Source organism: Streptomyces sp. WMMB303, assembly GCF_029351045.1.
GTDB lineage: Bacteria > Actinomycetota > Actinomycetes > Streptomycetales > Streptomycetaceae > Streptomyces.
In genome coordinates this window covers 293,894-317,499 of sequence record NZ_JARKIN010000001.1, presented here as the reverse complement: position 1 = coordinate 317,499, position 23,606 = coordinate 293,894, and the positions used below count along the sequence as shown (strand labels likewise).

Sequence of the window (23,606 nt, the reverse complement as noted above, 5' to 3'; positions counted from 1 at the left end):
CGGCGCCCAGGACACCGCCGGACCGGCCGAGACCACCCTGGCCCTCGCAGACGGCCGGGCAGTCCCGATGCGCTAGGACGATGCGGAGCCCGGCGGTGCCGAGTCCGACGGCCCCGGGCCGGGCGGGGGATCGCTCCGCCGAGCCGGGGCCGGCGCCGGCCGGAGCGGCGTGCCCGCCATCGGGCACTCGTACGGGCAGGGCTCCGCCGGCTTCGGCGGGCGCTTCTCGGCGGCCGCTTCCGGTGCCGAGGGTGGTGCCAGGACGTCGCGACGGATCGTTGCGAAGGCGAGGAGCCCGCCGGCCACCGCGAGCCCCGCCGTGATGAGCATGGCGTTCCGGAAGCCGGCCGCGAGAGCGCGCGGGTCCTGGAAGTCGCTGCCGCTGATTCCGGCGAGCACGGGCAGCGCGGCGACGGCCGCGAGTTGGGCCACGCGGGAGACGGCGTTGTTGACGCCGGAGGCCACGCCCGACTGCTCCGCGGGGGCCGCTGCCAGGGCGGTCGCGGTCACCGGCGCGACCGTGGTGGCCAGGCCCAGACCGAAGACGAGAACGGCGGGCAGCACCGAAGCGGAATAGCCGCTCACGCCGGTCTCGCCCACTTCGATCCGCAGCATCAGCAGCATGCCGGCCGCCAGCAGCATCGGCCCGACCGTCAGCGGGATGCGCGGGCCGATGCGCTGGGCCAGCGCCCCGGCCCGGGAGGAGAGCGCGAGCATCAGCAGGGTCACCGGCAGGGACGCCGCGCCCGCGTACAGCGGTGTGTAGCCGAGGGAGGTCTGCAGGAAGACCACGAGCAGGAAGAAGACGCCGCCCAGCGCGGAGTACACCACGAAGGTGACCGCATTCGCGCTGAGGAACTGGGGCGCCGTGAAGACGCCCGGGGGCAGCATGGGGCTGGGCGCATGGCGCTCGGTGTGGGCGAACCCGGCGAGGGCGGCGAGGCCGAGGACGAGAGCGGCGGCGGTGAGCCAGCCGGGCGACTCACCGCGCGGCCCCTCGATCAGTGCGTAGGTGACCCCGCCCAGCCCCAGGGTCGCCAGTCCCGCGCCGGACACGTCCAGTCGTCCCGTCGCGGCGGGGTCGCGGCTCTCCGGGACCCGGCGGGCGGTGACGGCGATGACGAGGAGCCCGATCGGGACGTTGATGAGGAAGATCCACCGCCAGGAGAAGGCGTCGATGAGGTAGCCACCGACGATCGGGCCGAGTGCCGAGGCCACCCCGGTGAGCGCGGACCAGGCGCCGATCGCGGCGGGACGGTCGGCGGAGCGGTAGGTCGACTGGATGATGGCCAGGCTGCCGGGGGTGAGCAGCGCGGCACCGACGCCCTGCAACGCCCTGGCCAGGATGAGGATCCCGGCGGTCGGCGCCAGCGCGCACAGTACGGAGGGGATCATGAAGCAGGCCACTCCGAGGGTGAACACCCGTCTGCGCCCGTAGCGGTCGGCGAGCGAGCCGCCGAGCAGGATGAGCGCGGCGAGCGTGAGCAGATAACTGTCGAGGACCCACTGGAGATCCGACACACCGGCACCGATGTCCCGCCCGATCACGGGCAGCGCCACGTTGACGACGGTCGCGTCGAGGAAGCCCATGGCCGAGCCCAGGACGGTCGCCACGAGCACCCACCGGCCGGTGGCCGACCGGAAGGGGACGGCTCCGGGTGCGTTGTCCTGGTGCGCCTCCATGGTCCCTCTCCCGACTCCCGTCCCCGCCTGCCGTCCCGGCGATCGTACGGCGGGTGGCGGCAGTTCCCGGTCAGGCGCCCCGGCAGCCGGCCGTGCCCCGCGGTGCCCGGCGGGGCGGGTGGCTGCGGACGCCCCGGCCGGATGTCGTGAGCCCGTCACAGAAGGGCCGGTGAACGGTCACCGCTCCCGAGGCGCCCTTCCGCCGCCCTGCGCGCTCGACCATGATGTGCGCGGATATCGAGGAGATCGACACGGACCGACGGGGGATTTCGTACATGGACAGGCGGGGATTTCTCAGGAGCGCGGCCGTACTGCCGACGGCCGGGATGCTGGCCTCCGCGGCCGGCGGCGTCGCCGTGGCGCAGAGCGGAGCGCGGGCGCGCTCCCGGCGGCGGGCCGCCCCGCCGGACTGGATGGCGCCGCTGCCGGCCGCCACCCCGCTGCGCTCACTGACCATCCCCGGCAGCCACGACTCGGGAGCGCGGTACGGTGGCGCCTGGGTGGAGTGCCAGGACACGCTGATCAGCGAGCAATTGGAAGCCGGTATCCGGTTCCTGGACGTGCGCTGCCGGGCCATCGACGGGGTGTTCGCCATCCACCACGGCGCGTTCTACCAGCACCTGATGTTCGGTGATGTGCTCATAGCCTGCCGCGACTTCCTCGCCGCGCACCCCGGCGAGACGATCCTGATGCGGGTGAAGCAGGAGTACTCCTCGGTCGGCGACGAGGAGTTCCGCCGGATCTTCGAGGTGTACCTGGACGAGAAGGGATGGCGCTCCCTGCTGCGGCTCGACAGCACGCCGCCCACCCTGGGCGAGGCGCGCGGCAAGGTCGTGGTCCTCGCCGACAACGGCGGTCTGCCCGGCATCCGCTGGGCCGACCCGGAGCTCTTCGACGTCCAGGACGACTACCGGGCCGAGCCGTTCGCCAAGTACGACAGGATCACCGACCAGTTCCGCCAGGCCGCGGCCGAACCCGGCCCCTGGTACGTCAACTTCACGAGCACGGCCGCCGGCCTGCCGCCCGCCTGGAACGCGGACCGGCTCAACCCGCAGGTGAAAAAGTTCCTCAACGGCTCCGGAATGGCCGGGGCTGCCGGCCTCGGCATCATTCCGATGGACTTCCCCCAGTCCGAGCCGGGGCTCCTCGAAGCCGTCCTCGCGCACAACCCGACGAGCTGAGCCCGGCCCCGCGGGGAGCGGCGGCCCCTGGCCGGCGCTCCCCGCGGACGGGACCGGGCGGGCCGCCACCCGGCTGCGGGGTCACTCCGGCGGCAGCTCCCCCGAGCGGGCCACCCGCGCGTACCAGGCGGCGCTGGACCTGGGGGTGCGGCGTTGGGTCGGGTAGTCGACGTGCACCAGGCCGAAGCGCTTGTCGTAGCCCCAGGCCCACTCGAAGTTGTCCAGCAGCGACCAGGTGAAGTAACCGCGCACATCGGCGCCTTCCTCCAGGGCGCGGTGCACGGCCCGCAGATGGCGCTGGAGATAGCTGAGCCGCTCCGGGTCGTGGAACCGGCCGTCGGCGTCCGGCGCGTCGGGGTAACAGGCCCCGTTCTCGGTCACGTACAGCGGCGTCCCGGGCGCCTCCCGGTGGAAGCGGAGCAGCAGCTCGGTCAGACCGCCGGGGTCGATGCTCCAGCCCATCGCCGTGCGGCTGCCCGGCGGCTGGTGGAAGGCGACCCGGTCGGCGCCCGGCCAGGGGGAGTGCGCGCTGCCGCCGTGTCCGTCGTTGCGCTCGGGCTCGGTGCCGGCCGGGGCGGCGGAGACGACGGTCGGCGTGTAGTAGTTCAGGCAGATCCCGTCGAGCGGCTGGTGGGCGAGGTCCGGGTCGCCGTCCCGGACGAAGGACCAGTCGGTGAGCCGGGCCGTGTCCTCCAGCAGGTCCATGTCGTATCTGCCGTGCAGCATCGGCCCGGTGAAGACCCGGGTGGCCAGCGCGTCGATGCGGCGGGCCGCGTCCCGGTCGGCCGGGGTGCCGGTGCGCGGGCGCACGGCCGCCGGGTTCAGGCTCACACTGACCCGGGCGCGGTCGGGGAGGGCCGCACGCAGCGCCTGGACGGCCAGCCCGTGTCCGAGGTTGAGGTGGTGCGCCGCCCGCAGCGCGTCGACCGGGTCGGTGCGGCCCGGCGCGTGCACCCCGGACCCGTAGCCGAGGAACGCGCTGCACCACGGTTCGTTGAGCGTGGTCCACATCTCCACCCGGTCGCCGAGCGCCTCGGCGACCAGGCCCGCGTACTCCGCGAAGCGGTACGCGGTCTCCCGCGCCGGCCAGCCGCCCTCGTCCTCCAGCTCCTGCGGCAGGTCCCAGTGGTAGAGGGTGAGCAGCGGGGTGATGCCCGCGTCGAGGAGCTCGTCGGCCAGCGCCCGGTAGAAGTCGAGCCCGCGCTGGGCGGCGGGGCCGCGCCCGGTGGGCTGGACCCGCGGCCAGGAGACGGAGAACCGGTAGGCGCCCAGGCCCAGTTCGGCCATCAGCGCCACGTCCTCCCGGTAGCGGTGGTAGTGGTCGCAGGCCACGTCCCCGGTGTCGCCGCCGGCCACCCTGCCGGGCGTGTGGGAGTAGGTGTCCCAGATGGACGGGGTCCGCCCGTCCTCCCGCACGGCGCCTTCGATCTGGTACGCGGAGGTGGCGGCGCCCCACAGGAAGCCGCTCGGGAAGCGGAGCGGAGCGGTGGTGTCCGGTGCGGAACCGGCCTGCACGGATGTCATAGGAGCGCTCCCAGGGTTGCGGGCACGGCTGTGCCCTGACTCGTGGTGATGCGGGTGGTTCGGGGTGGGGGAGCCGTGCGGGAGGCCGCCCCACACGGCCTCCCGCACGGCTCCGGCCCGTGCGGCCGGGTCCCACGGCCCGTCGCGCACGGCTCGGGTCAGCCTTTGACCGCCCCCTGCATGACGCCGCCGACGATCTGCTTGCCGAACACGGTGAAGGCGAGCAGCAGCGGCAGAGTCCCCAGCAGGGCGCCGGCCATGATGACCGACTCGTCGGGGATGTATCCGCGCCCCAGGCCGGTCAGCGCTACCTGCACGGTGGGGTTGTCCTGGGTCAGCGCGATGATGGGCCAGAAGAACTCGTTCCAGGCCAGTACGAAGGTCAGCATCCCCAGTACGGCCATCGCGGGCCGGGCCACGGGGAAGACCACGTGCCAGACGACGCGCAGGCTGTGCGCACCGTCCACGCGTGCGGCCTCGATCAGCTCCGTCGGCAGCGCGTTGACCAGGTACTGGCGCATGAAGAAGACGCCGAAGGCGTTGACCATCATCGGCAGGATCACGGCCTGGAGCTGGTTGGTCCACTCCAGTTCGGCGATCGCCATGAACAGCGGCACCACGCTGAGCTGCGGCGGCACCATCATCGTGCCGATCACCGCCATCAGCAGCGCGTTCTTCGCGCGGAAGCGGAGCTTGGCGAAGGCGTATCCGGCCAGGGTGGCGAACACGACCGTGCTCAGGGCGATGCTGCCGGCCACGAAGGTGGTGTTCAGCAGCGCCTTGCCCATGTTCGCGTCCTGCCAGGCCGTGGCCATGTTGCTGAACAGATTGCCGCCGAACCAGAACGGCGGCGGCGTCTCGGCCAGCCGCTGGTTGTTCCGGGAGGCGGCGATCGCCGTCCAGATCAGCGGGAAGAGCGAACCGGCGGTGAAGAGCAGCAGGATGCCGTAGGTCAGCCGGCCCGCGTGCAGGTGCCGTCCGGCACTGCCTGCCCTGCGGGGGGCCGCCCCGGTGCCCGCTCCGCGGGCGCGGCGCCGGGCCGTCGTCGGCAGCATGTCCATCCCTTCACTTGCCGGTGCTGTTGAGGCGTCGCGCGATCAGCCAGTTGACCAGGCCGATCACGATGAGGAGCAGGAACATCGTCCAGGCGATGGCGGAGGCCCGGCCGAGCTGGAAGTCGAACCAGCCCTGCTCGTAGAGGTAGAGCCCCAGCGTCTGGTACTGGTGCGAACCGCCGCCGGTCTGCGAGCCGCCGAACAGCAGCGGTTCCCCGAACAGCTGGGTTGCGCCGATGGTGGAGACGACCACTGTGAACAGGATCGTCGGTCGCAGCGCGGGAATCGTGACGTGCAGGAACTGCTGCCACCGGTTGGCCCCGTCCAGTGCCGCGGACTCGTACAGGTCGTCCGGGACGGCCTGCATGGCGGCCAGGTAGATCAGCGCGTTGTAGCCCGTCCACCGCCACACGACGATGGAGGAGACGGCCAGTTGGGAGGTCCAGGTGCCGTTCTCCCAGTCGATGTGCTCGATGCCGACCAGCCCGAGACCCCAGTTGATCATCCCGTAGTCGCGGCCGAAGAGCATCGTGAACACCAGCGTGGCGGCGGCCACCGAGGTGGCGTAGGGCGTGAGCATCGCGACGCGGAAGAAGGTGGACCCGCGCAGCCGGTAGTTGAGCAGATGGGCCAGGCCCAGGGCCATCAGGAGCTGTGGCACGGTGGACAGGACGCCGATGGTCAGGGTGTTGCGCAGCGCGTTCCAGAAGAAGTCGTCCTCCAGCAGCCTGGAGAAGTTGTGCAGGCCGACCCACTCCATCCGGGTCGGGTCGTGCAGCGAGACCTTGTGCAGCGAGGCCCAGCCCGTGTACAGGAGCGGGAAGAGGCCGAACGCCGCGAAGAACACGAAGAACGGCGCGACGAACGCGTAGGGGCTGAACCGGGCGTCCCACCGGTGGCGCCGCCGACCCCGTCGCTCCTGGGAGCGCTCGCGGCCGCCGTCCGCCGGGACGGGGCGCCCGGCCTCCCGCACGCGGGGGAGCGGCTCAGTCCTCGACGACGTCATCGATCTTCTTCACCGCGGCGTCCCAGCCCTCCCGGGGCTTCTTGCCCTGCTGCTCCACCTGGAGGATGCCGATGTCGGAGATGGTCGTCTTGATCATCTGGTCCTTCGGCCCGAGCGGAGTGGTGGGGATGCCCTCGGCTGCCTCGGAGAAGATCCGCCCGATCGGCGCGTCGTCGAAGTACGGGTGCTCGGCGCCCTTGACCTCGGGCAGCGCGTAGGCCGCCTGCGAACTGGGGAAGCTGGCCTGCTTCTCGAACAGTTTGGCCTGCTGCTCGGGTGCGGTCAGCCACGTGGCCAGCTCGACGGCCTCCTTCCGGTGCTTGCCGCCCTTGGGGACGGTCAGGAACGAGCCGCCCCAGTTCGCGGGCCTGGGCGCCGCGGCCACGTCCCACTTGCCCGCGCCCTTGTCCCCGGCCTTCTCCTTGATGTAGCCGAGCATCCAGGGCGGGCAGACCACGCTGGCGAAGTCCCCGTTGGCGTAGCCCTGGTCCCACTCCTTGTCGAACTGTTTGAGCTTGCCGGTCATGTCGCCCTTGATCGCGCGCATGGCCAGGTCCCAGGATTCCCGGACGCCCTCGCTCTTCTTGTAGATGAGCTTGCCGCCGGCGTTGTAGTACTTGACCGGATAGCTGGAGACCGCGCCGTTGTAGAGGCCGGCGGCGCCGTCCATGAAGGCGGTGCCTTCGGGTGCGGACTTCGTGTACTTCTCACCGGCGTCGACGTACTTGGACCAGTCGCCCTGCCACAGCTTGCCCACCTCCTTGCGGTCGGTGGGCAGTCCGGCCTTCGCGAACAGGTCCTTGCGGTAGCAGACCCCCATCGGGCCGATGTCCGTGCCCAGGCCCACGACCTGGCCGCTGTCGGCCTTGGCCTGGTTCCACTTCCACTCGAGCCAGTCGGACCTGCGTACCCCCTCGACCTTCGCCATGTCGACGAGTTTGTCCGCGTGCAGCCCGGCGACCTCGTTGATGTTGTCGACCTCGACGGCCTGGATGTCGCTCAGCCCGCTGTTGGCCGTCAGGTGGTTGAGCAGGGCCGGGTAGTAGTTTTCGTTGCGCTCGGTGGAGTTCTCCTTGATCCGGATGTCCGGGTGGAGCTTCTCGTACTCGTCGTAGAGGCCGGCCTGCTTGTAGCCGAAGACCCCGAACACCCCGACCGAGAGGGTGGTCCTGCCGTCTTCGCCGCCGGAGCCGCCGCTGTCCTGGGCGCACCCGGTCAGCGCGCCCGCCCCCAGTACGGCCGCCAGGCCGCAGGCGAGGGGCCCGCTGCGCAGCGGTCGCCCCGTGGTTCTCTTCCTGGTCGTACGCATGGCTGTGCCGTCCCTCCCGGACCTGCGAAAGCGGGAAGCGCCGTAATGGGAGCGCTCCCATCGATGCGTTGCAGCATGTGTGAGGAACAGAGCCACGTCAAGGGATCCGGCAAGGGAGCGCTCCCTGAGTGCGGGAGCGGCCGGATGTAGTTGAATGGGCCCGACACGTGGGGCCGGCCCACGGGGGGCCTGCCGCACGGCGGTGCGCCGGCCGCCCCTCAGGAGGTGGGCCGGGCGCCCCAGGACCCGGGAACAAGGAGGACGCGTCCATGCCAGCAGCCCGCGCGGACGGTGCCGGGAAATCCGGGCCGACCCTGGAACAGGTCGCCGCGCGTGCGGGCGTCGGGCGGGGCACCGCCTCCCGCGTCATCAACGGCTCACCCCGGGTCAGCGAACGCACCCGCAGCGCGGTCCAGGCCGCCGTGGCGGAACTGGGCTACGTGCCCAACCGCGCCGCGCGGGCACTGGCGGCCGGGAGCATGGACGCCATCGCGCTCGTCGTCCCGGAGCAGGAGAACCGCCTGTTCGCCGAGCCCTACTTCTCCGAGATCCTGCGCGGGGTCAGCGCCGAACTCGGCGACACGGACATGCAACTCCTGCTGACCCTCATCCGCGATCAGCGCGGACGCGAGCGCTTCGCCCAGTACGCCGCGGCGCACCGGGTGGACGGCGTCCTGCTGGTGTCCGTACACGGCGACGATCCGCTGCCGGACCTGCTGCGGGAGGTCGGCATGCCCGCCGTGCTCAGCGGCCGCCGCTCCCACGCCGAGCAACTGCCCTACGTCGACTCCGACAACCTCCTCGGCGCGCAGCTCGCCGTCGAGCACCTGATCGGCCGCGGGCGGCGGAAGGTCGCCACCATCACCGGGCCGCCGGACATCTACGGGGCCCGCTGCCGCCTGGCCGGCTACCACGCGGCGCTCCGCGCGGCCGGACGGGAGGGCGCCCCGCCGCCTGACCCGGAGGACGGCCCCCTCCGCGCGGACGGCCCCCTGGTCGTACAGGGCGACTTCACCGAGGAGGGCGGGCACCGCGCCATGCGGGAACTGCTGGCCCGGGACCCGGAGGTGGACGCGGTCTTCTGCGCCTCGGACGTGATGGCCGCCGGAGCCCGGCTGGCGCTGCGCGAAGCAGGGCGCGAGGTTCCCGAGGACGTGGCCCTCGTCGGGTTCGACGACTCGGCCGTCGCACGGCACATGGATCCGCCGCTGACCACCGTGCGGCAGCCCATCGAGGAGATGGGGCGCGCCATGGTCCGGATGCTGCTGGACCTGATGGCGCGCGCCCAGGAGGGCCCCCCGCGCACCTCGCCCGGCGCCGCCGGGGCCGAGCAGCAGCCCCGCTTGGTGCTCCCCACCGAACTGGTCCGGCGTCGCTCCTCCTGAACCCCGCCGCGACGCCGGTGCCCCGGCCACCGCGGCGCGGCCGGCCCCGGCGAGCCGGACACCGGGCGGAGTGACGCGCACCCCCGAGTTGTGGCCCCGCCGGACCGGGCCCACCATCGGGGGAGAACGCCGAACCCCGGCGAGGAGGTGGCGATGGCAGAGCTGACGACGTCGCACAGCCGCGGCGCGTGGCCCCGGCTCCGGGTGGCGGACTGGACCGGGACGCGGGACACGCTCCACATGTGGACCCAGATCATCGGCAAGATCCGGCTGGCCCACGCGCCCCTGGTCAACCACTGGTGGCAGGTGACGCTCTACGTCACCCCGAGCGGGCTCACGACCTCCACGATCCCGCACGGCACCGGAGCGTTCGACATCGAATTCGACTTCGTCGACCACTCGCTGCGGATCCGCACCAGCGACGGAGCCGCACGCCGAGTACGTCTGGAGGCCAAACCGGTCGCGCAGTTCTACGAGGAGACGATGCGCGCCCTGCACGAGGTGGGGGTCCGCACACCGATACAACCACGGCCCAACGAGGTGGAGCAGGCGATTCCGTTCCCCGAGGACACCGTGCACGCGTCCTACGACCCGGAGGCCGCTCAGCTCTTCTGGCGCCAGCTCCTCCAAGCACAGCGCGTCCTGGGGCAGTTCCGGTCGCGCTTCGTGGGCAAGGTCAGCCCCGTGCACTTCTTCTGGGGCGCCATGGACCTGGCCTGCACCCGGTTCTCGGGCCGCTCGGCCCCGCCCCACCCGGGCGGTGCGCCGCACTGCGGGGACTGGGTGATGCTGGAGGGCTACTCACGGGAGTTGAGCAGCTGCGGCTTCTGGCCGGGCGGCGGGGCGGAAGGGGCGTTCTACGCCTACGCCTACCCGGAGCCGGACGGCTTCCGGGACCATCCGGTGCTTCCCGGCGGTGCGTTCTACAGCGAGCAGAACGGCCAGTTCCTGCTCCCGTACGAAGTGGTCCGCACCGACCCCGAGCCCGACCGGGTGCTGACCGACTTCCTGCAGAGCACCTATGAGGCGGCGGCCGTGCACGGCGACTGGAACCGGGCCGAACTCGAGGACGATCCGCACCGCTGGGACGCGCGGGAACGATCGATGTCCCTACAGGCGCGGTCCGGCTGACCCGTCGCCCGGTGCGGGGCTTCACAGCTCCCGTCCGGCGCGGAGGAACCGCCAGGTGCCCCCGCGCCGGACGGGTTCCATCCGCGCCGGGTGCCTGCCACCGAACCGGTGCCGCCCGGCTTGTCCCCGCGGCATCCCGCTCCGGCGCTGACTGCCCCGAGGCCCCCGTCTCGGACAGGCCGCCGCCCCAACCGCAACCGGGACCTGCTCGGTTCAGGCCGGTGCGGCCGCACGGATTCGAGCAGCACGGTGGGCGCCGGAGGCCTCAGCCGGCGAGCGGGGACTCCCCGCCGGAGTCCGCGTCGGACGACTGCGGCGCGTCGGATCCGTGGAACTCCGGGTCGATGGCATTGGCCGCGCCGAGCGCGGTGAGGATCCAGGCGTCTTCCCGCGTCCGGAGCCGTGCCGCCTCTCGGTGCGCCAGTGCGGCCTCCAACTCGTCCAGCGCGGTGTCCAGCCTGGCGCTGTCCTTGCCGGCCGACGCGTCACGCACGCGCTGCCGAGCCTCCTGCACACCTGCGTCGGCGTCCGCGTACAGGGTGTCGAGCTCGGATTGTTTCGGGTCAGACATATGTCCAGCGTACGCGCCCTCGTTCGGGGCCGGCGCGCGGCCACGGCTGACGCTCTCCCTACCGCCGGGCTTCGCCCGATCCCGCCGTCGTGCCGGTGCCGGTGCGAGGTACCGGGCTGCGCCGAGCGCAGCGAAAGGCGGCACGAGCGAAGGGACGGCGGACCATCGTCACCGCCCCGTCGGCCCGCCAGGGGCCCGGCGGGCGGTGGGCACTGGCCAGCGCCTTCGGTGATCCGATGGACGGGCCCGACGGCGGGCTGTACGCGAGCGGACGCTCAGGCCGCTTGCGGCGTCCTCTCGTCCTTGAGCATCTTGCGCACCTCTTCGCGCAGCTCCGGGGTGTCGGTGTGACCGTGGACGGAAGCCGCGTGCTCGGCCGCTGCCCGGACCACCTCGTCCTCCTCCCCGGCGATGGTGAGGGTGCAGTTCGATTCGCTCGGGTAATCCCTGCAGTCCGCAACCTTGCGCATCACAGGCACCTTCCTTCGAAGCCGGGTGCCGGATACCTTTCGTCTCCAGCGTCGCGCGGCGGACCGCGGCAGGCAAACCCCTTCGGTACCGGCCGGGAGCGGGCGCCCACCCGCCCCCGCGGACGGGCCGGGACCGGGACGGTGCGTCACGGCTGTGGAGCGCGGGACACGTAGACGGTGTTGGCCGAGGTGCCGCCCAGCACCGGATTGTCGAACCGGACGGTGTGTGCCTCGGCCTCCTCGAAGACCTCGCCCAGGGCGGAGAGGAAGCGCTCGTCCGGCGGGTCGTCGGACCACAGCCCGAACACCCCGTCGGGGTGCAGGTGGCGGGCCAGCCGACGCAGGCCGGCGGGCTCGTACAGTGCCGCGTTGCCGGGCCGCAGAACATGCCGCGGGGAGTGGTCGATGTCCAGCAGGACGGCGTGGAAGCGCCGGTGCGCGGAGTCGGGGTCGAAGCCCCGGTCCTCCGCGAGTGCGAAGAAGTCGCCGTGCACCAGGCGGCACCGGGCGTCCGGGGCCAGCCGGGCGCCCGCCGGTACCAGCTCCCGCTCGTGCCACCCGATCACAGCCTCGAGCGCCTCGACCACCAGGAGTGAGCGCACCCGCGGGTCCCGGGACGCGGCCTCGGCCGTCCAGCCCAGGCCGAGTCCGCCCACGACGACGTCCAGCTCCTGCCCGGGTGCCGCGGCCAGGCCGAGCCGGGCGAGTGCGACCTCTCCTTCGGTGAAGAGACTGGACATGAGGAAGTCGTCATCGAGCTTGACCTCGTACACGTCCGCTCCGGAGGAGGGGTCGCGGCGGCGCCGCAGACTGATCTCCCCCAGGTCCGTCGGCTGCCAGTCGAGCTCTTCGAATCGCGCGCTCATCGGGCAAACCTATCCCCGCCGGAGGGTCGATCGAGATCATCCACTCCCGTGATCCCACCCGAACCGCCACCGGAGCAGGTTCGACCGGCACGGGCCTCCTGTCGTGCGCCCTTTTCGCATCGGAGCCGACCACGCGCGCATGACGCGTACGGCGGGTGCCCGGCGACCGGACCCCGCTTGTGCGCGCGACTGTCCGTCCTGATGGAATGCATATCGTGACAGGTGCGGCAGGAAAGTGGTCATCGGATACGGCATTCCCTATCGCCTCCTACACGGCGATCGGGGACAGTTTCACCGAAGGGGTCGGCGACCCTGGGAGCGACGGAGTCTTCGTCGGATGGGCCGACCGGCTCGCCGCGCTCCTGGCCGAGCGGGACCCGCGCGCCTTCCGCTACGCCAACCTGGCCGTACGCGGCCGACTGCTCGACCAGATCGTCGCGGAGCAGGTGCCCCGGGCCGCGGAACTCGCCCCCGACCTGGTGACGTTCTGCGCCGGAGGGAACGATGTCCTGCGCCCCGGCTCCGACCCCGACGCCCTCGCCGCCCGGTACGAGTCCGCGCTGACCGACCTCCTCCCGGCCGTCGGCACCGTGGTGGTCTGCACGGGCTTCGACACCCGCGAGTTCCCCCTGCTGCGCCATCTGCGCGGCAGGATCGCGACGTACAACGGCCACCTGCGCGCGATCGCCGACCGGCACGGCTGCCCGGTGCTCGACCTGTGGTCGCTGCGGGCGGTCCAGGACCGCAGGGCGTGGGACGAGGACCGCCTGCACCTGTCCCCCGAGGGGCACCGGCGGGTCGCCGCACGCTGCGCCGAAGTGCTGGGCCACCACCCGTCCACCCGCTCCGACGCGCCGTGGCCGCAGGCCGCTGTCACGCCCGGCTCGCGGCGGGAGGACCTCTACTGGGCCCGCCAGCACCTGCTCCCGTGGATCGGACGCAGGCTGCGCGGCGAGTCCTCCGGTGATCATATTCAGGCCAAGCGGCCCGACCTCCTGCCCCTGTACACCTCGGACCGGTAGCCCGCACCCGCCGCGACGGGGAGCGGCGGGTGTGCGGATCAGCGCACCGGGTCAGAAGTGGAGTACGGGACACCGGGGTACTCCTGGGTCCCGGTACGCACCCCGTACCCACCGGAAACGAGCGAAAGGGAGCGGTGACCATGACCAACGGTGACTCCGACGCCGAGACGATGCACGCGATGACCTACGACCGGTTCGGCGGTCCGGAGGTGCTGTCCGCGACCCGGGAGCCGCTGCCCAAGGTCGGGCCGGGGGAGGTGCTGGTCCGGGTGCGCTGCGCAGCGGTCAATCCCGTGGACTGGAAGATCATGGCGGGCGGTCTCGAGGGCATGATGGACGCCGTTTTCCCCGTCGTGCCGGGCTGGGACGTCGCGGGGGTCGTCGAACGGGTCGGTATCGACGTGCCCGAGTTCTCCGCGGGCGACGAGGTGATGGCCTACGCCCGCAAGGACTACGTGCACGGCGGCACGTTCGCCGAGTTCGTCACCGTGCCGGTGCGCTGTCTGGCCCGCCGCCCGAGCACGCTGTCCTGGCAGCAGGCGGCCGGCCTGCCGCTGGCCGGGCTCACGGCGTACCAGACACTCACCCGGCTCGGCACCCGGGAGGGCGAGACGGTGCTGATCCACAACGCGTCCGGGGGAGTGGGGTCGCTCGGGGTGCAGATCGCCCTCGCGCTCGGCGCACGTGTCATCGGTACGGCCTCTCCGGCCAACCACGACCGGCTGCGCGCGCTCGGCGCCGAGCCGGTCGCCTACGGCGATGGCCTCACCGAGCGGGTCAGGGCCGTCGCGCCGGAGGGGGCCGACGTGGTCGCCGACTTCGTCGGCGGCGTCCTGGACACCACGCTGGAAGTCCTGGCCGACGGCGGCAGGCACGCCTCCATCGCGGACAACACGGTGCTGGAGAAGGGCGGCCAGTGGATGTGGGTACGCCCCAGCGGCGCCGATCTGGCGGTCCTGGCCGGATGGGCCGACGAGGGCCGGCTGACCGTGCGGGTGGCCGAGGTGTTCCCGCTCGCCCGGCTGGCCGACGCGTTCGAACTCAGCCGGTCGGGCCATGTGCACGGGAAAATCATCGTGACGCCGTGACGTCAGCGACCCCGCTGGAGTCGCGGGTTTCCCCTTCCCGCCGGTCGACTGCGACACCGCTCCTGCACCGGAGCGGATCCTCGACGCGCTGGTTCCCGGCTGCTGACCGTCGACCGGGACGGCGCGCGGCCGGCCGGGTGCCCTCCGGCTCGCCGCCGGGTACGACCGGGACGAGACACTCCGTGAGCTGGCTGCCGATCGCGGTGACCACCGTCGAGGACCACAGGCGCCGGAAGGGGGCCGTGCGCAGCGGCGTCGTGTCGACGGCGAACCGGCGCAGCCGCCGCAGTCCGCTGCTGGGCTCGGGTTCCGCCGCGGGAACGGGCTCCGGCGTCGGCAACCCGCCCGTGGCCGCGGGCCCGGTCTCCGGATCGTCCTGACGAGGTGGTTCGGTGGGCACCGGCCGTTCTCCGTTCTCGGCCGGTGGGCCCCGTCCGGCGTACGCCGTCGCGCCACCTCGGCCGTTCGAGCAGGCAGAAGAGACGCGTTGGTTGACGTTAACGCTTACGGTCGCGGCTCGGACACCTGTGCGAGGTGGGCCGGGTCGCATGCGCCGAGCACGCTATGCGGCACCTTGTGGCGAGGTCAACCGGGGAGTCCGGCGTGACGGGAGCGACCGGGGGAGGCTGAGGTCGCCGCCGGCGGCGGAGAGGATTCGGCACGTCGAGGCCCGGGAATGGACCGGTTCGGCGCCGGCGTCCATCGGCCGGGTCAGCGCTGCGCTCCGGATTCCGCCGCTGACGACCTCTTCGGTGCCATGCTCTCCGCGTCGCTCAGCTCCTGCGTTCCCACGACAGACAGCAGTTCCAACTGCTCGGCTCCAGGACTTCCGGGCGGGGCGGTGAACCACAGCAGGCGTTGCCGTCCGTCCTCGCTCAGGAGGTTGTAGCAGTCGAGTTCGATGACGCCGAGCAGGGGATGGACGATCCTCTTGTGGTCCATGCGGCGCACCGCGACGTCGTGGGTGTCCCAGAGGGCCGCGAATTCCTGGCTGCGGCGGCGCAGCACGGCGACCATCTTCCTGACCTCCATATCCCGGCCCCGCCGGGCGGCCGCTGCCTGGAGGTCGGCCACGAACACCCGGGAGTGCTGCGGGTGGTCTTCGGGCGGGTAGATCTCGCGCGACTGCGGGTCGGTGAACCAGCGGTACACGAAGCTCGCCGTCGGACCGCGGTGTGCCGGGGACTTGCCGAGCAGAGTCAGGGCCAGTTCGTTTTCCACCAGGGTTTCGTGCAGGTCGGTGATGACGCGTGCCGGGGTGTTGGACAGCCGGTCCAGAAGCCCGAGGAGCGCGGGCTGCACGTGTGCCGACGGTCCGTGTACGGACGGTGGGATCGGCCGTTCGGCCAGATGGAACAGGTGGTCGCGCTCGTCGCCGTTCAGGCGCAGGGCTCGGGCGAGGGCGGCCAGGGTCTGAGCCGACGGCTGCGCCCCGTTCTTCGTGCTGCCGCGTTCCAGCTCGGTGTAGTAGTCGGCTGACAGCCCTGCCAGCTGCGCGACTTCCTCGCGGCGCAGCCCGGGGACGCGCCGCCGCGGGCCGTGGGGGAGACCGACCTCGGCGGGTCGGATGCGGTCGCGGCGTGTCCTGAGAAAGGCGCCCAGTTCCGGAAGGTTCACCCCTCCATGGTCGCTGGTGGGCCGGAACTCAGCCAGGGGATGGCATCCCCCGGGTAGACGCAGCCCTGGCTGGGGAGGGGGGACCGGCCGATCGTGGAGGACGCAGCAGGGCCACGGCAAGGCATGGCCCGATCCCCCATCCACCACAGGAGTCAGCTATGGCCGGCCCCACTTCCCCCGACGGGACCGCTGTCTCGGCCCAGCCCACCCTCTCACCCCGGGTTGCGATCGTCACCGGCGGCTCGCGCGGCATCGGGCGCCGGACCGTCGGCCGGCTGGCCGCCGACGGATATGCCGTCGTGGTCGGCTTTGCCGGCAGCCAGGGCGAGGCCGAAGCCGCCGTGCAGGAGGCCGGCACCGACGGTGGCCGGGCGATCGCGGTACGGGCGGACGTCGCCGACGAACGCGCGGTGGCGGCCCTGTTCGACGCGGCCGAAGCAGAGTTCGGCGGCGTCGACGTCGTGGTGCACGCGGCCGGGCGGGCCCATATGGCACCCATCGCCGAGCTGGACCTGGCCGTCCTGGACGACCTGCACCGCACCAACGTCCGCGGCACGTTCGTCGTCGTCCAGCAGGCCGCCCGTCGGGTGCGCCCCGGAGGCGCGATCGTGACCTTCTCCACGTCCGTGGTCGGGCTGGCCTTCCCGGACTACGGCGCGTATGCCGCCGGCAAGGGTGCGGTCGAGGCGCTGACCCTGATCCTGGCCCGGGAGCTGCGGGGCCGGGAGGTCACCGCCAACGCCGTCGCGCCCGGGCCCACGGCCACGGACCTGTTCCTGGACGGCAAGGACGAGGAGACCATCGCCCGGCTGGCCGCTCAGCCCCCGCTGGAGCGACTCGGTACCCCGGCCGATATCGCCGAGGTCGTCGCGTTCCTGGCCTCCCCGGCCGGCCGCTGGATCAACGGACAGGTCCTCCGCGCCAACGGCGGAATCATCTGAACCTTCCGCAGCCGGCCCGTCGATCCACGAAAGGCCCTCCGCGCACCACAGACCCCGGCCGAGACGGCAGCGAAGTCGTCTCCCCGGTCGCCGACCGCCTCCGCGCCGGCTTCATCCGCCGCATCGGACCGGACAGCCTGCTCACCGCAGGCAGCTCCCTGTAGACCCCCGACTGAGAGAAGGAACAACCAGCCATGCCTTTCGCGAACTTCAAGGTCCCCGAGAAGACCCTCACCCCGAAGCAGAAGGAGCAGATCGTCACCCGCACCACCGAGCTGTACGTCGAGATCTACGGCGAGCGTGCCCGCGACAACACCATGGTGCTCATCGAAGAGGTCGCCGACGGCGGCTGGGGCATCGCCGGCGATGTGCTGACCCTCGCCATGCTCGGCGAGGCGGCGCCCGCCAACAGCGGCGACGCCTGACCGCACCGGCACTCCTCCGGCCGGCACGGCACCGGGAAACCGAGGGCCGCCCGGATCGGACGTCCATTCACCCGGCCTCGTTCATCCGGAGGCCGGTGAGGTCAGCGGCGAAGCCCCTCCCTCTGCTGTCCCCGTCCCCGCATCCCGCAAGCGTGTCCGCCCGGGTGCGGGGACGGGGCACTCCAGCGGGTGCCCGGTGACCGCACTTCTCCGGTTCCGCATTGCGGGCCGGGGAACTTCTTGGCTAGGCTCCGGATTTCTGTGTGTGCACACAGAAAAAGCCCTCCGTAGAGGGCTGTCGACCAAGAATGAGATTACCGGGCAGGGAGCCGTTTTGTCAAATCGGGGAAGTGCGGAACTGCAGCACGAGCAGGAATACCTCGACCGCCTCTACACGCGGGTCGACGCACTGCGCGGGCGGACGGCCTCGGCCGTCCGGGAGGCGCAGCAGCCGGAGGGCAGCACCCAGCAGGCACGCGTCGAGCGGGACGTGCGGGTCGCCGAGCGCTCCGGGCTGCTGGCCGCGCTGAACGCCGTGGACGGCTCCCTGTGCTTCGGCCGGATCGACCGCACCGACGGGGCGTCGTACCACATCGGCCGCATCGGCATCCGCGAGGACGACACCGAACGCACCCCGGTCCTCATCGACTGGCGCGCCCCGGTGGCCCGCCCCTTCTACCTCGCCACCGGCCACACCACCATGGGCCTGCGCAGACGACGGCATCTCACCACCCGGGGCCGCACCGTCACCGAGATCCACGACGAACTGCTCGACCTCGGGGACGAGGAGCGCACCGGGCACGAGGACCCCACCGGCGACGCCGTCCTGCTCGCCTCGCTCGACGCGGCCCGCACCGGCCGGATGAGCGACATCGTGCGCACCATCCAGGCGGAGCAGGACCGCATCATCCGGGCGCCGCACCGCGGTGTGCTCGTCGTCGAGGGCGGCCCCGGCACCGGCAAGACCGCCGTCGCGCTGCACCGGGCCGCATTCCTGCTCTACGAGCACCGCGAGTCACTCGCCAGGCGGGCGGTGCTGATCGTCGGCCCCAACCCGGCGTTCCTCGCCTACATCGGCGAGGTACTGCCCTCGCTCGGCGAGACCGGCGTGCTGCTGTCCACCCTCGGTGAGCTCTACCCCGGCCTGACCGCGCGCGGCACCGACACCCCGCGCGCCGCCGTGGTCAAGGGCCGCGAGGAGATGGCGGAGGCTCTGCGGCTCGCCGTCCGCGACCGGCAGCAGGTGCCCGAACCGGGTGAGCCGCTCGTGGTGCCGCACGACGACGGCGACCTGGTCATCGACTGGCACTTGGCCGACGAGGCCCGGGAGGCTGCCCGTGCCACCCGGCTCCAGCACAACCTGGCCCGCCCGCACTTCGCCTTCCGGGTACTGGACGCGCTCACCGCGCAACTCGTCGAACGCATCGGCACCGACCCCTACGGCGGCCCCAACCTGCTGGGCGCCGACGACGTCGCGCAGCTCGGCAAGGCGATCGCGGCCAACCCGGACGTGCATGCGGCGATCGCCGACCTGTGGCCCGAGCTGACCCCCGAGGAGTTCGTCGCCGACTACCTGGCCGACCCCGTGCACCTGGACGAGCCCGACGCCGAGGCGATCCGCCGCCCGGTCACCGGGTCCGCGGACTGGACCGCCGCGGATGTGCCGCTGCTCGACGAAGCCGCCGAGTTGCTGGGCCTGGACGACAGCGCGCAGCGGGCGGCGGCCGAGGCCGAACGCCAGGAGCGCATCGCGTACGCGGAAGGAGTGCTGGAGGTCGCCCGCGGTTCGGAGTCGTACGAGTTCGAGGACGCCGAGTCGGAGATCCTCGGCGCGCACGACGTCATCGACGCCGAGCGGATGGCCGAGCGCCAGGAGGAGGCCGACCACCGCACGGCCGCGGAGCGCGCCGCCGCCGACCGCACCTGGGCCTTCGGCCACATCGTCGTGGACGAGGCGCAGGAGCTCTCACCGATGGCCTGGCGGCTGCTGATGCGCCGCTGCCCGACCCGCTCCATGACCCTGGTCGGCGACCCGGTGCAGACCGCGGAGGAGGCCGGCGTCGGCTCCTGGGACGGGATCCTCGGCCCCTATCTCGGGGACCGCTGGGAGCACACCCGGCTCGGAGTCAACTACCGCACCCCGGCCGAGATCATGGAGCTCGCGGCTGCCGTTGTACGCGAGCGGCACCCCGGTTTCGCGCCCCCTTCCTCCGTCCGCTCCACGGGCACCCGTCCCTGGGCCCGGCAGGTGCGGGAGGAGGGTCTGCCCGCGGCCGTCGCCGAGTCGGCGGCGGCGCGGATCCCCGAGGAGGGGCGCCTCGCGGTGATCGCCCCCCGTCGCCTGCACGCGGCACTCGCCCCCCGGCTGCCCGGGATCGTCGAGGGCGGTGAGCCCGACCTCACCCGGCATCTGGTGCTCCTCGACCCCCGGCAGGCCAAGGGCCTGGAGTTCGACCGGGTGCTGGTCGTCGAGCCCGGCGAGTTCGGTACCAGCGACCTGTACGTCGCGCTGACCCGGGCCACGCAGAGCCTCGGCCTGCTGCACGCGGCGCCCCTGCCGGCGCCGCTGGCCGAGGTGCTGGACGGTGAGGACGCGGCGGGCCCGGCCTGACCCCGGAGCCCGGGCCGCGCCGGGGGCTGAGCTCCTCAGCCCCCGGCGCGGAGCGCGAGCAGGCCCGGTGCGAGAAGGACGAGGGTGCTGCCCCGGATCTCGAGCAGCCCGTCCCGCCGGAGGCGGGCCAGCGCACGGTTCACCGTGACGCGGGTCACCCCCAGCAGGTCGGCCAGTGCCTGCTGGCCGCCGGGCAGCACTACGCGCGTGCCCGGCGCTGCTGCGGCCTGCTCCAGCAGCCAGGCCGCCACCCGGGCCTCCGCGGGCAGCGTGGCCGCCGCGATCAGCCGCTGTTGCTGCCGCCTCGCGTCGTCGGCGAGCACGCGCAGCACATGGGTGCGTACCTGCGCCGTGCCGTCGACCAGTTCGAGGAACCGCGCCCGCGGCAGGCGCCGTACGGCACAGGGGGTGAGCGCGGTGAAGGTGGCGGTGTGCCCCGCACCGTCGATGACGGCCACCTTGTCCAGCGCGCAGGGCGCCGCCCACTCCCCGAAGCGGACGACGCGGCCCGTCCGTGTCGTCGTGGCGGCGGCCACCCGTCCCCGGAGCAGCAGCAGAAGGTGGGCGGCGGGGTCGCCGGTCCGGCCCAGAGCCGTTCCGGCGGCCGCCGTCTGCGGAAGTGAGTCGCGCCACACCCGCCGCAGGGCGTCGTCCGGGAGGGAAGCCAGCAGGGGAACATGAGCCAATGAGCGGCACTGCTCGGCTGTAGCAGTTGATACAGACCTGGTCACGCCTGCTACCATACCGTCTGCGGCATGTTGATTCTCGAACTCGCCTTCACCGATGACCCCGAGCGCCTCGCGGCCCGTCCGGCGCACCGGAAGCAGCTCGCCGACCTGCACGCACAGGGCAAGCTCGTGGCCGCCGGACCCTGGACGGACGACAGCGGCGCGGCGCTGATCTTCGATGCATCCCGCTCCGAGCTGGAAGCCGTCCTGTCCGCCGACCCGTACTACCGCACACCGGGAGTCCGGGTGGTGAGCGTCCGCGAATGGGCGCCGGTCGTCGGTCCGGCCGCGCCGGGAGCGGAGGACGGGCCCGGGGCATGACGCCCTCGCCGTGACGCTGCGTGCCGGCGGTGCGGCACCTCAGCCAGGCGACTGCCGGGTGGTCCGGGCGGGGGCCCAGGACACGCTCCACGCTCGGGCGGGACCGGGTGAGCAGGCGCCCTGGACGCGGTTGGTTTCCCGCTCTTCGGACAGGACGTGGAGCAAGAGAAGATCCAGCAGGGTGAGCAGGGTGCTGTCGGAACCGGGGCGGGCCTCTCCGCCCGGTTCCACGCCGAGGAGTTCGACCGCGGCACTGAGTTCCCTGGGGCGGCCCACCCGCTTCGCTGCGCTCGGTGGTCGAAACGATCACCGCCGCGGTGTGTCCACGCGGTCGGTGGTCTGGCTGCCGTGGTCGGAACGGACTTGACCTTGACGTCGGGCCAACCCTGCATCCTCCGGGAGGAGCTTCCGCGAAGACGCCTGGAACAGCTCCGCGAAGGAGGCAGATGACTATGACAGCCCAGTCGATCGCCGGTCCGGCGATTCGTGTGCAAGGTCTCAGGAAGTCCTACGGGAAGCTGGAAGTGCTGCGTGGTGTGGACTTCGATGTGGAGCCGGGCAGCATCTTCGCCCTGCTCGGCTCCAACGGGGCGGGCAAGACCACGACCGTGAGGATCCTCGCCACCCTTCTGAAAGCCGACGCGGGGGCGGCGAGCGTCAACGGCTTGGACGTCGCCGGACGACCGGTGAACGTGCGGGAGTCCATCAGTCTCACCGGCCAGTTCGCGGCCGTCGACGAGATCCTCAGCGGTCGGGAGAACCTCGTACTCCTCGCCCAGGCTGCGCCACCTCAAGAACCCGGGCATGCTCGCGGATGACCTGCTGGGGCGTTTTTCGCTGAGCGAGGCGGGCGCGCGGCGAGTGTCCACGTATTCGGGTGGGATGCGCCGCCGGCTGGATATCGCGATGAGCCTCATCGGGAATGCGCCGGTGATTTTCCTGGACGAGCCGACGGCCGGTCTCGACCCCGAGGCGCGCATCGAGGTGTGGGATGCGGTCAAGGAGCTCGCCGACCATGGAACGACGGTGACGCTCACCACGCAGTACCTGGACGAGGCCGAGCAGTTGGCCGACCGGATCGCGATTCTCCACCAGGGGCGGATCATCGTGAACGGTACCCTCGCCGAACTCAAGCAGCTCTTCCCGCCCGCCAAGGTCGAATACGTCGAGAAGCAGCCGTCTCTCGAGGAGATCTTCCTCTCCGTCGTCGGGGGCTCCGACACGAGCGACGTCGCCGGCACGCCGACTGGGGGGGGCGAGGATGACCGCGTACTTCTTCAACGACACTGAGCCGTTTCCAACCTGATGGGTGGTTGGGCGCGCGACCCCGGCGGTGGGCATGAAGAAAGCTCCTGGTAGACGGGTTCACGACCAAGATCACCAGTCCGCCAGGAGCTTTCGCGTGCTTGTCTACCCGTCCGGTATCGATCTGTCCAGCCGTGCCCTGCAACACCTCTCCGGTCTCCTCGCAGGTCACCGACGTCAGATCGGCTCCCGGTGGCGTCGCCTGACTTGTGGCCGACAGGCTCTGCTCGTCCTGGCTCACCTTCGATGCGGCGACACGTACGCCCGCCTTGCAGCAGGTTTCCGCGTCGGAATCGCGACGGTCTACCGGTACATACGCGAGGCCGTCGATCTCCTGGCCGCACGCGCGCCCACGCTGGAATCAGGCCATGATGGCCGTGCGGGAGAAGGCGCATGTGATCCTGGACGGCACCGTGCTGCCGATCGACCGCATCGCTGCCGACCGGCCCTTCTATTCCGGGAAACACAAGAAGCACGGCATGAACGTCCAGGTCATCACCGACCCGGCAGGACGCCTGCTGTGGGCTTCGCCCGCTCTGCCCGGAGCCGTCCACGACGTCAGGGCCGCGCGAACCCACGGCATCATCGGCGCCCTGACCGAAGCGGGCACACGGTGCTGGGCCGACAAGGCATACCGAGGCGCGGGCGGCACCACACGCGTGCCCTACTGGGGCCGTTGGGCGACGCTGTCGGCAGGCCAGCAAGCCGTCAACCGCTCACACGCGAAAATCCGCGCTCTCGTCGAACAGGCCATGGCCAACCTCAAGAACTGGCGACTCCTGCGCAAGCTGCGATGCTCCACCACCCGCATCACCGCCCTCGTCCAGGCCGTCCTCACCCTCCATCAGGCCAGCTCAGACGCACGATGAAAAAGCCTCACTGATCCTCCCGCTCAGTTCCGCATCACGCAGCGCACGGGCGCCGGGGACGCCGGTGCGGTGGCAGTAGAAGGCGGCACGGGAGACCTTCAGCAGCTCACAGACGCGTTTGATGCTGTGGCCTGCCTGCTTCTCCGCCTCGATGAACGGGTCGATGTTCACCGGGTCTCCGTCGCGAAGAAAGCCGTGGCCCGCTTGAGGATCTCGACATCTTCGCGCAGACGCCGGTTCTCCCGGCGCAGTCGGGCGAGTTCCTCGTTCTCACTACTGGTCAGCCCGGGTAGCCGGCCGGCGTCGGTCCCGGCCTGGTGGAACCACAGCCGCACCGCGGTCTCCGTCAGGTCGAAGTCCTTGGCGATCTGGCCGATCGAGCGGTCACCGCGCTGACACAACTCAACGATCTCGGCCTTGAACTCCGGCGTGAACGAGCGGCGAGGACGCGGCTTCTTCTTCCCCATGCTCTCCATGATGGACATCCTTCCGGGGCGA

The 23,606-nt window shown here is 71.9% G+C and carries 21 protein-coding genes and 4 pseudogenes; 11 read left to right on the top strand and 14 right to left on the bottom strand.

What is annotated here, in order from left to right:
• Positions 1–72: 72 nt before the first annotated feature.
• Positions 73–1,683 carry an MFS transporter gene (locus P2424_RS01495; protein ID WP_276473992.1) on the bottom strand — a complete coding sequence of 537 codons (1,611 nt, stop codon included), beginning with the start codon at positions 1,681–1,683 and terminating at the stop codon, positions 73–75.
• Between the two features lie 275 nt (positions 1,684–1,958).
• Between P2424_RS01495 and P2424_RS01490 the strand changes: the two genes are divergently transcribed.
• Entirely contained in the window at positions 1,959–2,864 is a 906-nt protein-coding gene (locus P2424_RS01490) for a phosphatidylinositol-specific phospholipase C (protein ID WP_276473991.1), read from the top strand.
• Between the two features lie 81 nt (positions 2,865–2,945).
• Here the strand turns inward: P2424_RS01490 and P2424_RS01485 are convergent, their stop codons facing one another.
• The 4 genes from P2424_RS01485 to P2424_RS01470 all read right to left on the bottom strand — a co-directional run bounded on the left by P2424_RS01485 (position 2,946) and on the right by P2424_RS01470 (position 7,758).
• Entirely contained in the window at positions 2,946–4,388 is a 1,443-nt protein-coding gene (locus P2424_RS01485) for a GH1 family beta-glucosidase (RefSeq protein ID WP_276473990.1), read from the bottom strand.
• A gap of 158 nt (positions 4,389–4,546) precedes the next feature.
• Positions 4,547–5,443 (bottom strand): carbohydrate ABC transporter permease, encoded by an 897-nt coding sequence (locus tag P2424_RS01480; RefSeq protein ID WP_276473989.1) that lies wholly within the window; start codon positions 5,441–5,443, stop codon positions 4,547–4,549.
• 10 nt (positions 5,444–5,453) lie between these two features.
• Positions 5,454–6,449: a sugar ABC transporter permease gene (locus P2424_RS01475; protein WP_276473988.1), complete on the bottom strand. Its 996-nt coding sequence runs from the start codon at positions 6,447–6,449 to the stop codon at positions 5,454–5,456.
• Positions 6,430–7,758 (bottom strand): extracellular solute-binding protein, encoded by a 1,329-nt coding sequence (locus P2424_RS01470; RefSeq protein WP_276473987.1) that lies wholly within the window; start codon positions 7,756–7,758, stop codon positions 6,430–6,432. Before P2424_RS01470 ends, P2424_RS01475 begins: the two co-directional genes overlap by 20 nt.
• A gap of 269 nt (positions 7,759–8,027) precedes the next feature.
• Between P2424_RS01470 and P2424_RS01465 the strand changes: the two genes are divergently transcribed.
• Positions 8,028–9,143 (top strand): LacI family DNA-binding transcriptional regulator, encoded by a 1,116-nt coding sequence (locus P2424_RS01465; RefSeq protein ID WP_276473986.1) that lies wholly within the window; start codon positions 8,028–8,030, stop codon positions 9,141–9,143.
• A 153-nt stretch (positions 9,144–9,296) separates the two neighbouring features.
• Positions 9,297–10,274, top strand: a complete 978-nt coding sequence (locus P2424_RS01460; RefSeq protein WP_276473985.1) for a DUF5996 family protein — start codon at positions 9,297–9,299, stop codon at positions 10,272–10,274.
• A 265-nt stretch (positions 10,275–10,539) separates the two neighbouring features.
• On the opposite strand, the gene P2424_RS01455 is transcribed toward P2424_RS01460, so the two are convergent.
• The 3 genes from P2424_RS01455 to P2424_RS01445 all read right to left on the bottom strand — a co-directional run bounded on the left by P2424_RS01455 (position 10,540) and on the right by P2424_RS01445 (position 12,181).
• The gene (locus tag P2424_RS01455) at positions 10,540–10,845 is read right to left on the bottom strand and encodes a hypothetical protein (protein ID WP_276473984.1); all 306 of its coding nucleotides are present in this window, start codon (positions 10,843–10,845) and stop codon (positions 10,540–10,542) included.
• Between the two features lie 275 nt (positions 10,846–11,120).
• Positions 11,121–11,315, bottom strand: a complete 195-nt coding sequence (locus P2424_RS01450; RefSeq protein ID WP_276473983.1) for a DUF1059 domain-containing protein — start codon at positions 11,313–11,315, stop codon at positions 11,121–11,123.
• A gap of 146 nt (positions 11,316–11,461) precedes the next feature.
• The gene (locus P2424_RS01445; protein WP_276473982.1) at positions 11,462–12,181 is read right to left on the bottom strand and encodes a spermidine synthase; all 720 of its coding nucleotides are present in this window, start codon (positions 12,179–12,181) and stop codon (positions 11,462–11,464) included.
• A 215-nt stretch (positions 12,182–12,396) separates the two neighbouring features.
• Between P2424_RS01445 and P2424_RS01440 the strand changes: the two genes are divergently transcribed.
• Positions 12,397–13,203, top strand: coding sequence for an SGNH/GDSL hydrolase family protein (locus tag P2424_RS01440; protein ID WP_276473981.1), 807 nt, complete (start codon positions 12,397–12,399; stop codon positions 13,201–13,203).
• A gap of 170 nt (positions 13,204–13,373) precedes the next feature.
• Complete coding sequence (locus tag P2424_RS01435) at positions 13,374–14,291, top strand: NADP-dependent oxidoreductase (RefSeq protein WP_276478778.1); 918 nt, start codon at positions 13,374–13,376, stop codon at positions 14,289–14,291.
• Between the two features lie 181 nt (positions 14,292–14,472).
• Here P2424_RS01435 and P2424_RS01430 read toward each other — a convergent pair.
• Together P2424_RS01430 and P2424_RS01425 are read right to left on the bottom strand one after the other, a co-directional pair.
• A pseudogene (locus P2424_RS01430) lies at positions 14,473–14,631 on the bottom strand (MFS transporter); the annotation flags it as partial.
• A 371-nt stretch (positions 14,632–15,002) separates the two neighbouring features.
• Complete coding sequence (locus P2424_RS01425) at positions 15,003–15,908, bottom strand: helix-turn-helix transcriptional regulator (protein WP_276473980.1); 906 nt, start codon at positions 15,906–15,908, stop codon at positions 15,003–15,005.
• Between the two features lie 158 nt (positions 15,909–16,066).
• On the opposite strand from P2424_RS01425, the gene P2424_RS01420 reads away from it, so the two are divergent.
• The 3 genes from P2424_RS01420 to P2424_RS01410 all read left to right on the top strand — a co-directional run bounded on the left by P2424_RS01420 (position 16,067) and on the right by P2424_RS01410 (position 19,885).
• Positions 16,067–16,849, top strand: coding sequence for an SDR family oxidoreductase (locus P2424_RS01420; protein ID WP_276473979.1), 783 nt, complete (start codon positions 16,067–16,069; stop codon positions 16,847–16,849).
• Positions 16,850–17,043: 194 nt separating this feature from the next.
• Positions 17,044–17,274, top strand: coding sequence for a 4-oxalocrotonate tautomerase family protein (locus tag P2424_RS01415; protein WP_276473978.1), 231 nt, complete (start codon positions 17,044–17,046; stop codon positions 17,272–17,274).
• A gap of 358 nt (positions 17,275–17,632) precedes the next feature.
• Positions 17,633–19,885 (top strand): AAA family ATPase, encoded by a 2,253-nt coding sequence (locus tag P2424_RS01410; protein ID WP_276478777.1) that lies wholly within the window; start codon positions 17,633–17,635, stop codon positions 19,883–19,885.
• A gap of 35 nt (positions 19,886–19,920) precedes the next feature.
• Here the strand turns inward: P2424_RS01410 and P2424_RS01405 are convergent, their stop codons facing one another.
• A complete protein-coding gene (locus P2424_RS01405; protein WP_276473977.1) occupies positions 19,921–20,571 on the bottom strand; it encodes a Crp/Fnr family transcriptional regulator in 651 nt (216 codons plus the stop codon).
• A gap of 69 nt (positions 20,572–20,640) precedes the next feature.
• Between P2424_RS01405 and P2424_RS01400 the strand changes: the two genes are divergently transcribed.
• Positions 20,641–20,934: a YciI family protein gene (locus tag P2424_RS01400; protein WP_276473976.1), complete on the top strand. Its 294-nt coding sequence runs from the start codon at positions 20,641–20,643 to the stop codon at positions 20,932–20,934.
• Here P2424_RS01400 and P2424_RS01395 read toward each other — a convergent pair.
• Positions 20,921–21,075 (bottom strand): annotated as a pseudogene (locus P2424_RS01395) (IS110 family transposase); the annotation flags it as partial. The gene P2424_RS01400 and the pseudogene P2424_RS01395 overlap by 14 nt on opposite strands.
• 311 nt (positions 21,076–21,386) lie before the next feature.
• Between P2424_RS01395 and P2424_RS30935 the strand changes: the two are divergent.
• Positions 21,387–22,224, top strand: a pseudogene (locus P2424_RS30935) (ATP-binding cassette domain-containing protein).
• Between the two features lie 112 nt (positions 22,225–22,336).
• Positions 22,337–23,108, top strand: a pseudogene (locus P2424_RS01380) (transposase family protein).
• Here P2424_RS01380 and P2424_RS01375 read toward each other — a convergent pair.
• Both P2424_RS01375 and P2424_RS01370 read right to left on the bottom strand, forming a co-directional pair.
• Positions 23,094–23,279 (bottom strand): hypothetical protein, encoded by a 186-nt coding sequence (locus P2424_RS01375; protein ID WP_276473973.1) that lies wholly within the window; start codon positions 23,277–23,279, stop codon positions 23,094–23,096. The pseudogene P2424_RS01380 and the gene P2424_RS01375 overlap by 15 nt on opposite strands.
• Positions 23,276–23,584: a transposase gene (locus tag P2424_RS01370; RefSeq protein WP_276473972.1), complete on the bottom strand. Its 309-nt coding sequence runs from the start codon at positions 23,582–23,584 to the stop codon at positions 23,276–23,278. The genes P2424_RS01375 and P2424_RS01370 overlap by 4 nt, the downstream gene beginning before the upstream one ends.
• Between the last annotated feature and the right edge of the window lie 22 nt (positions 23,585–23,606).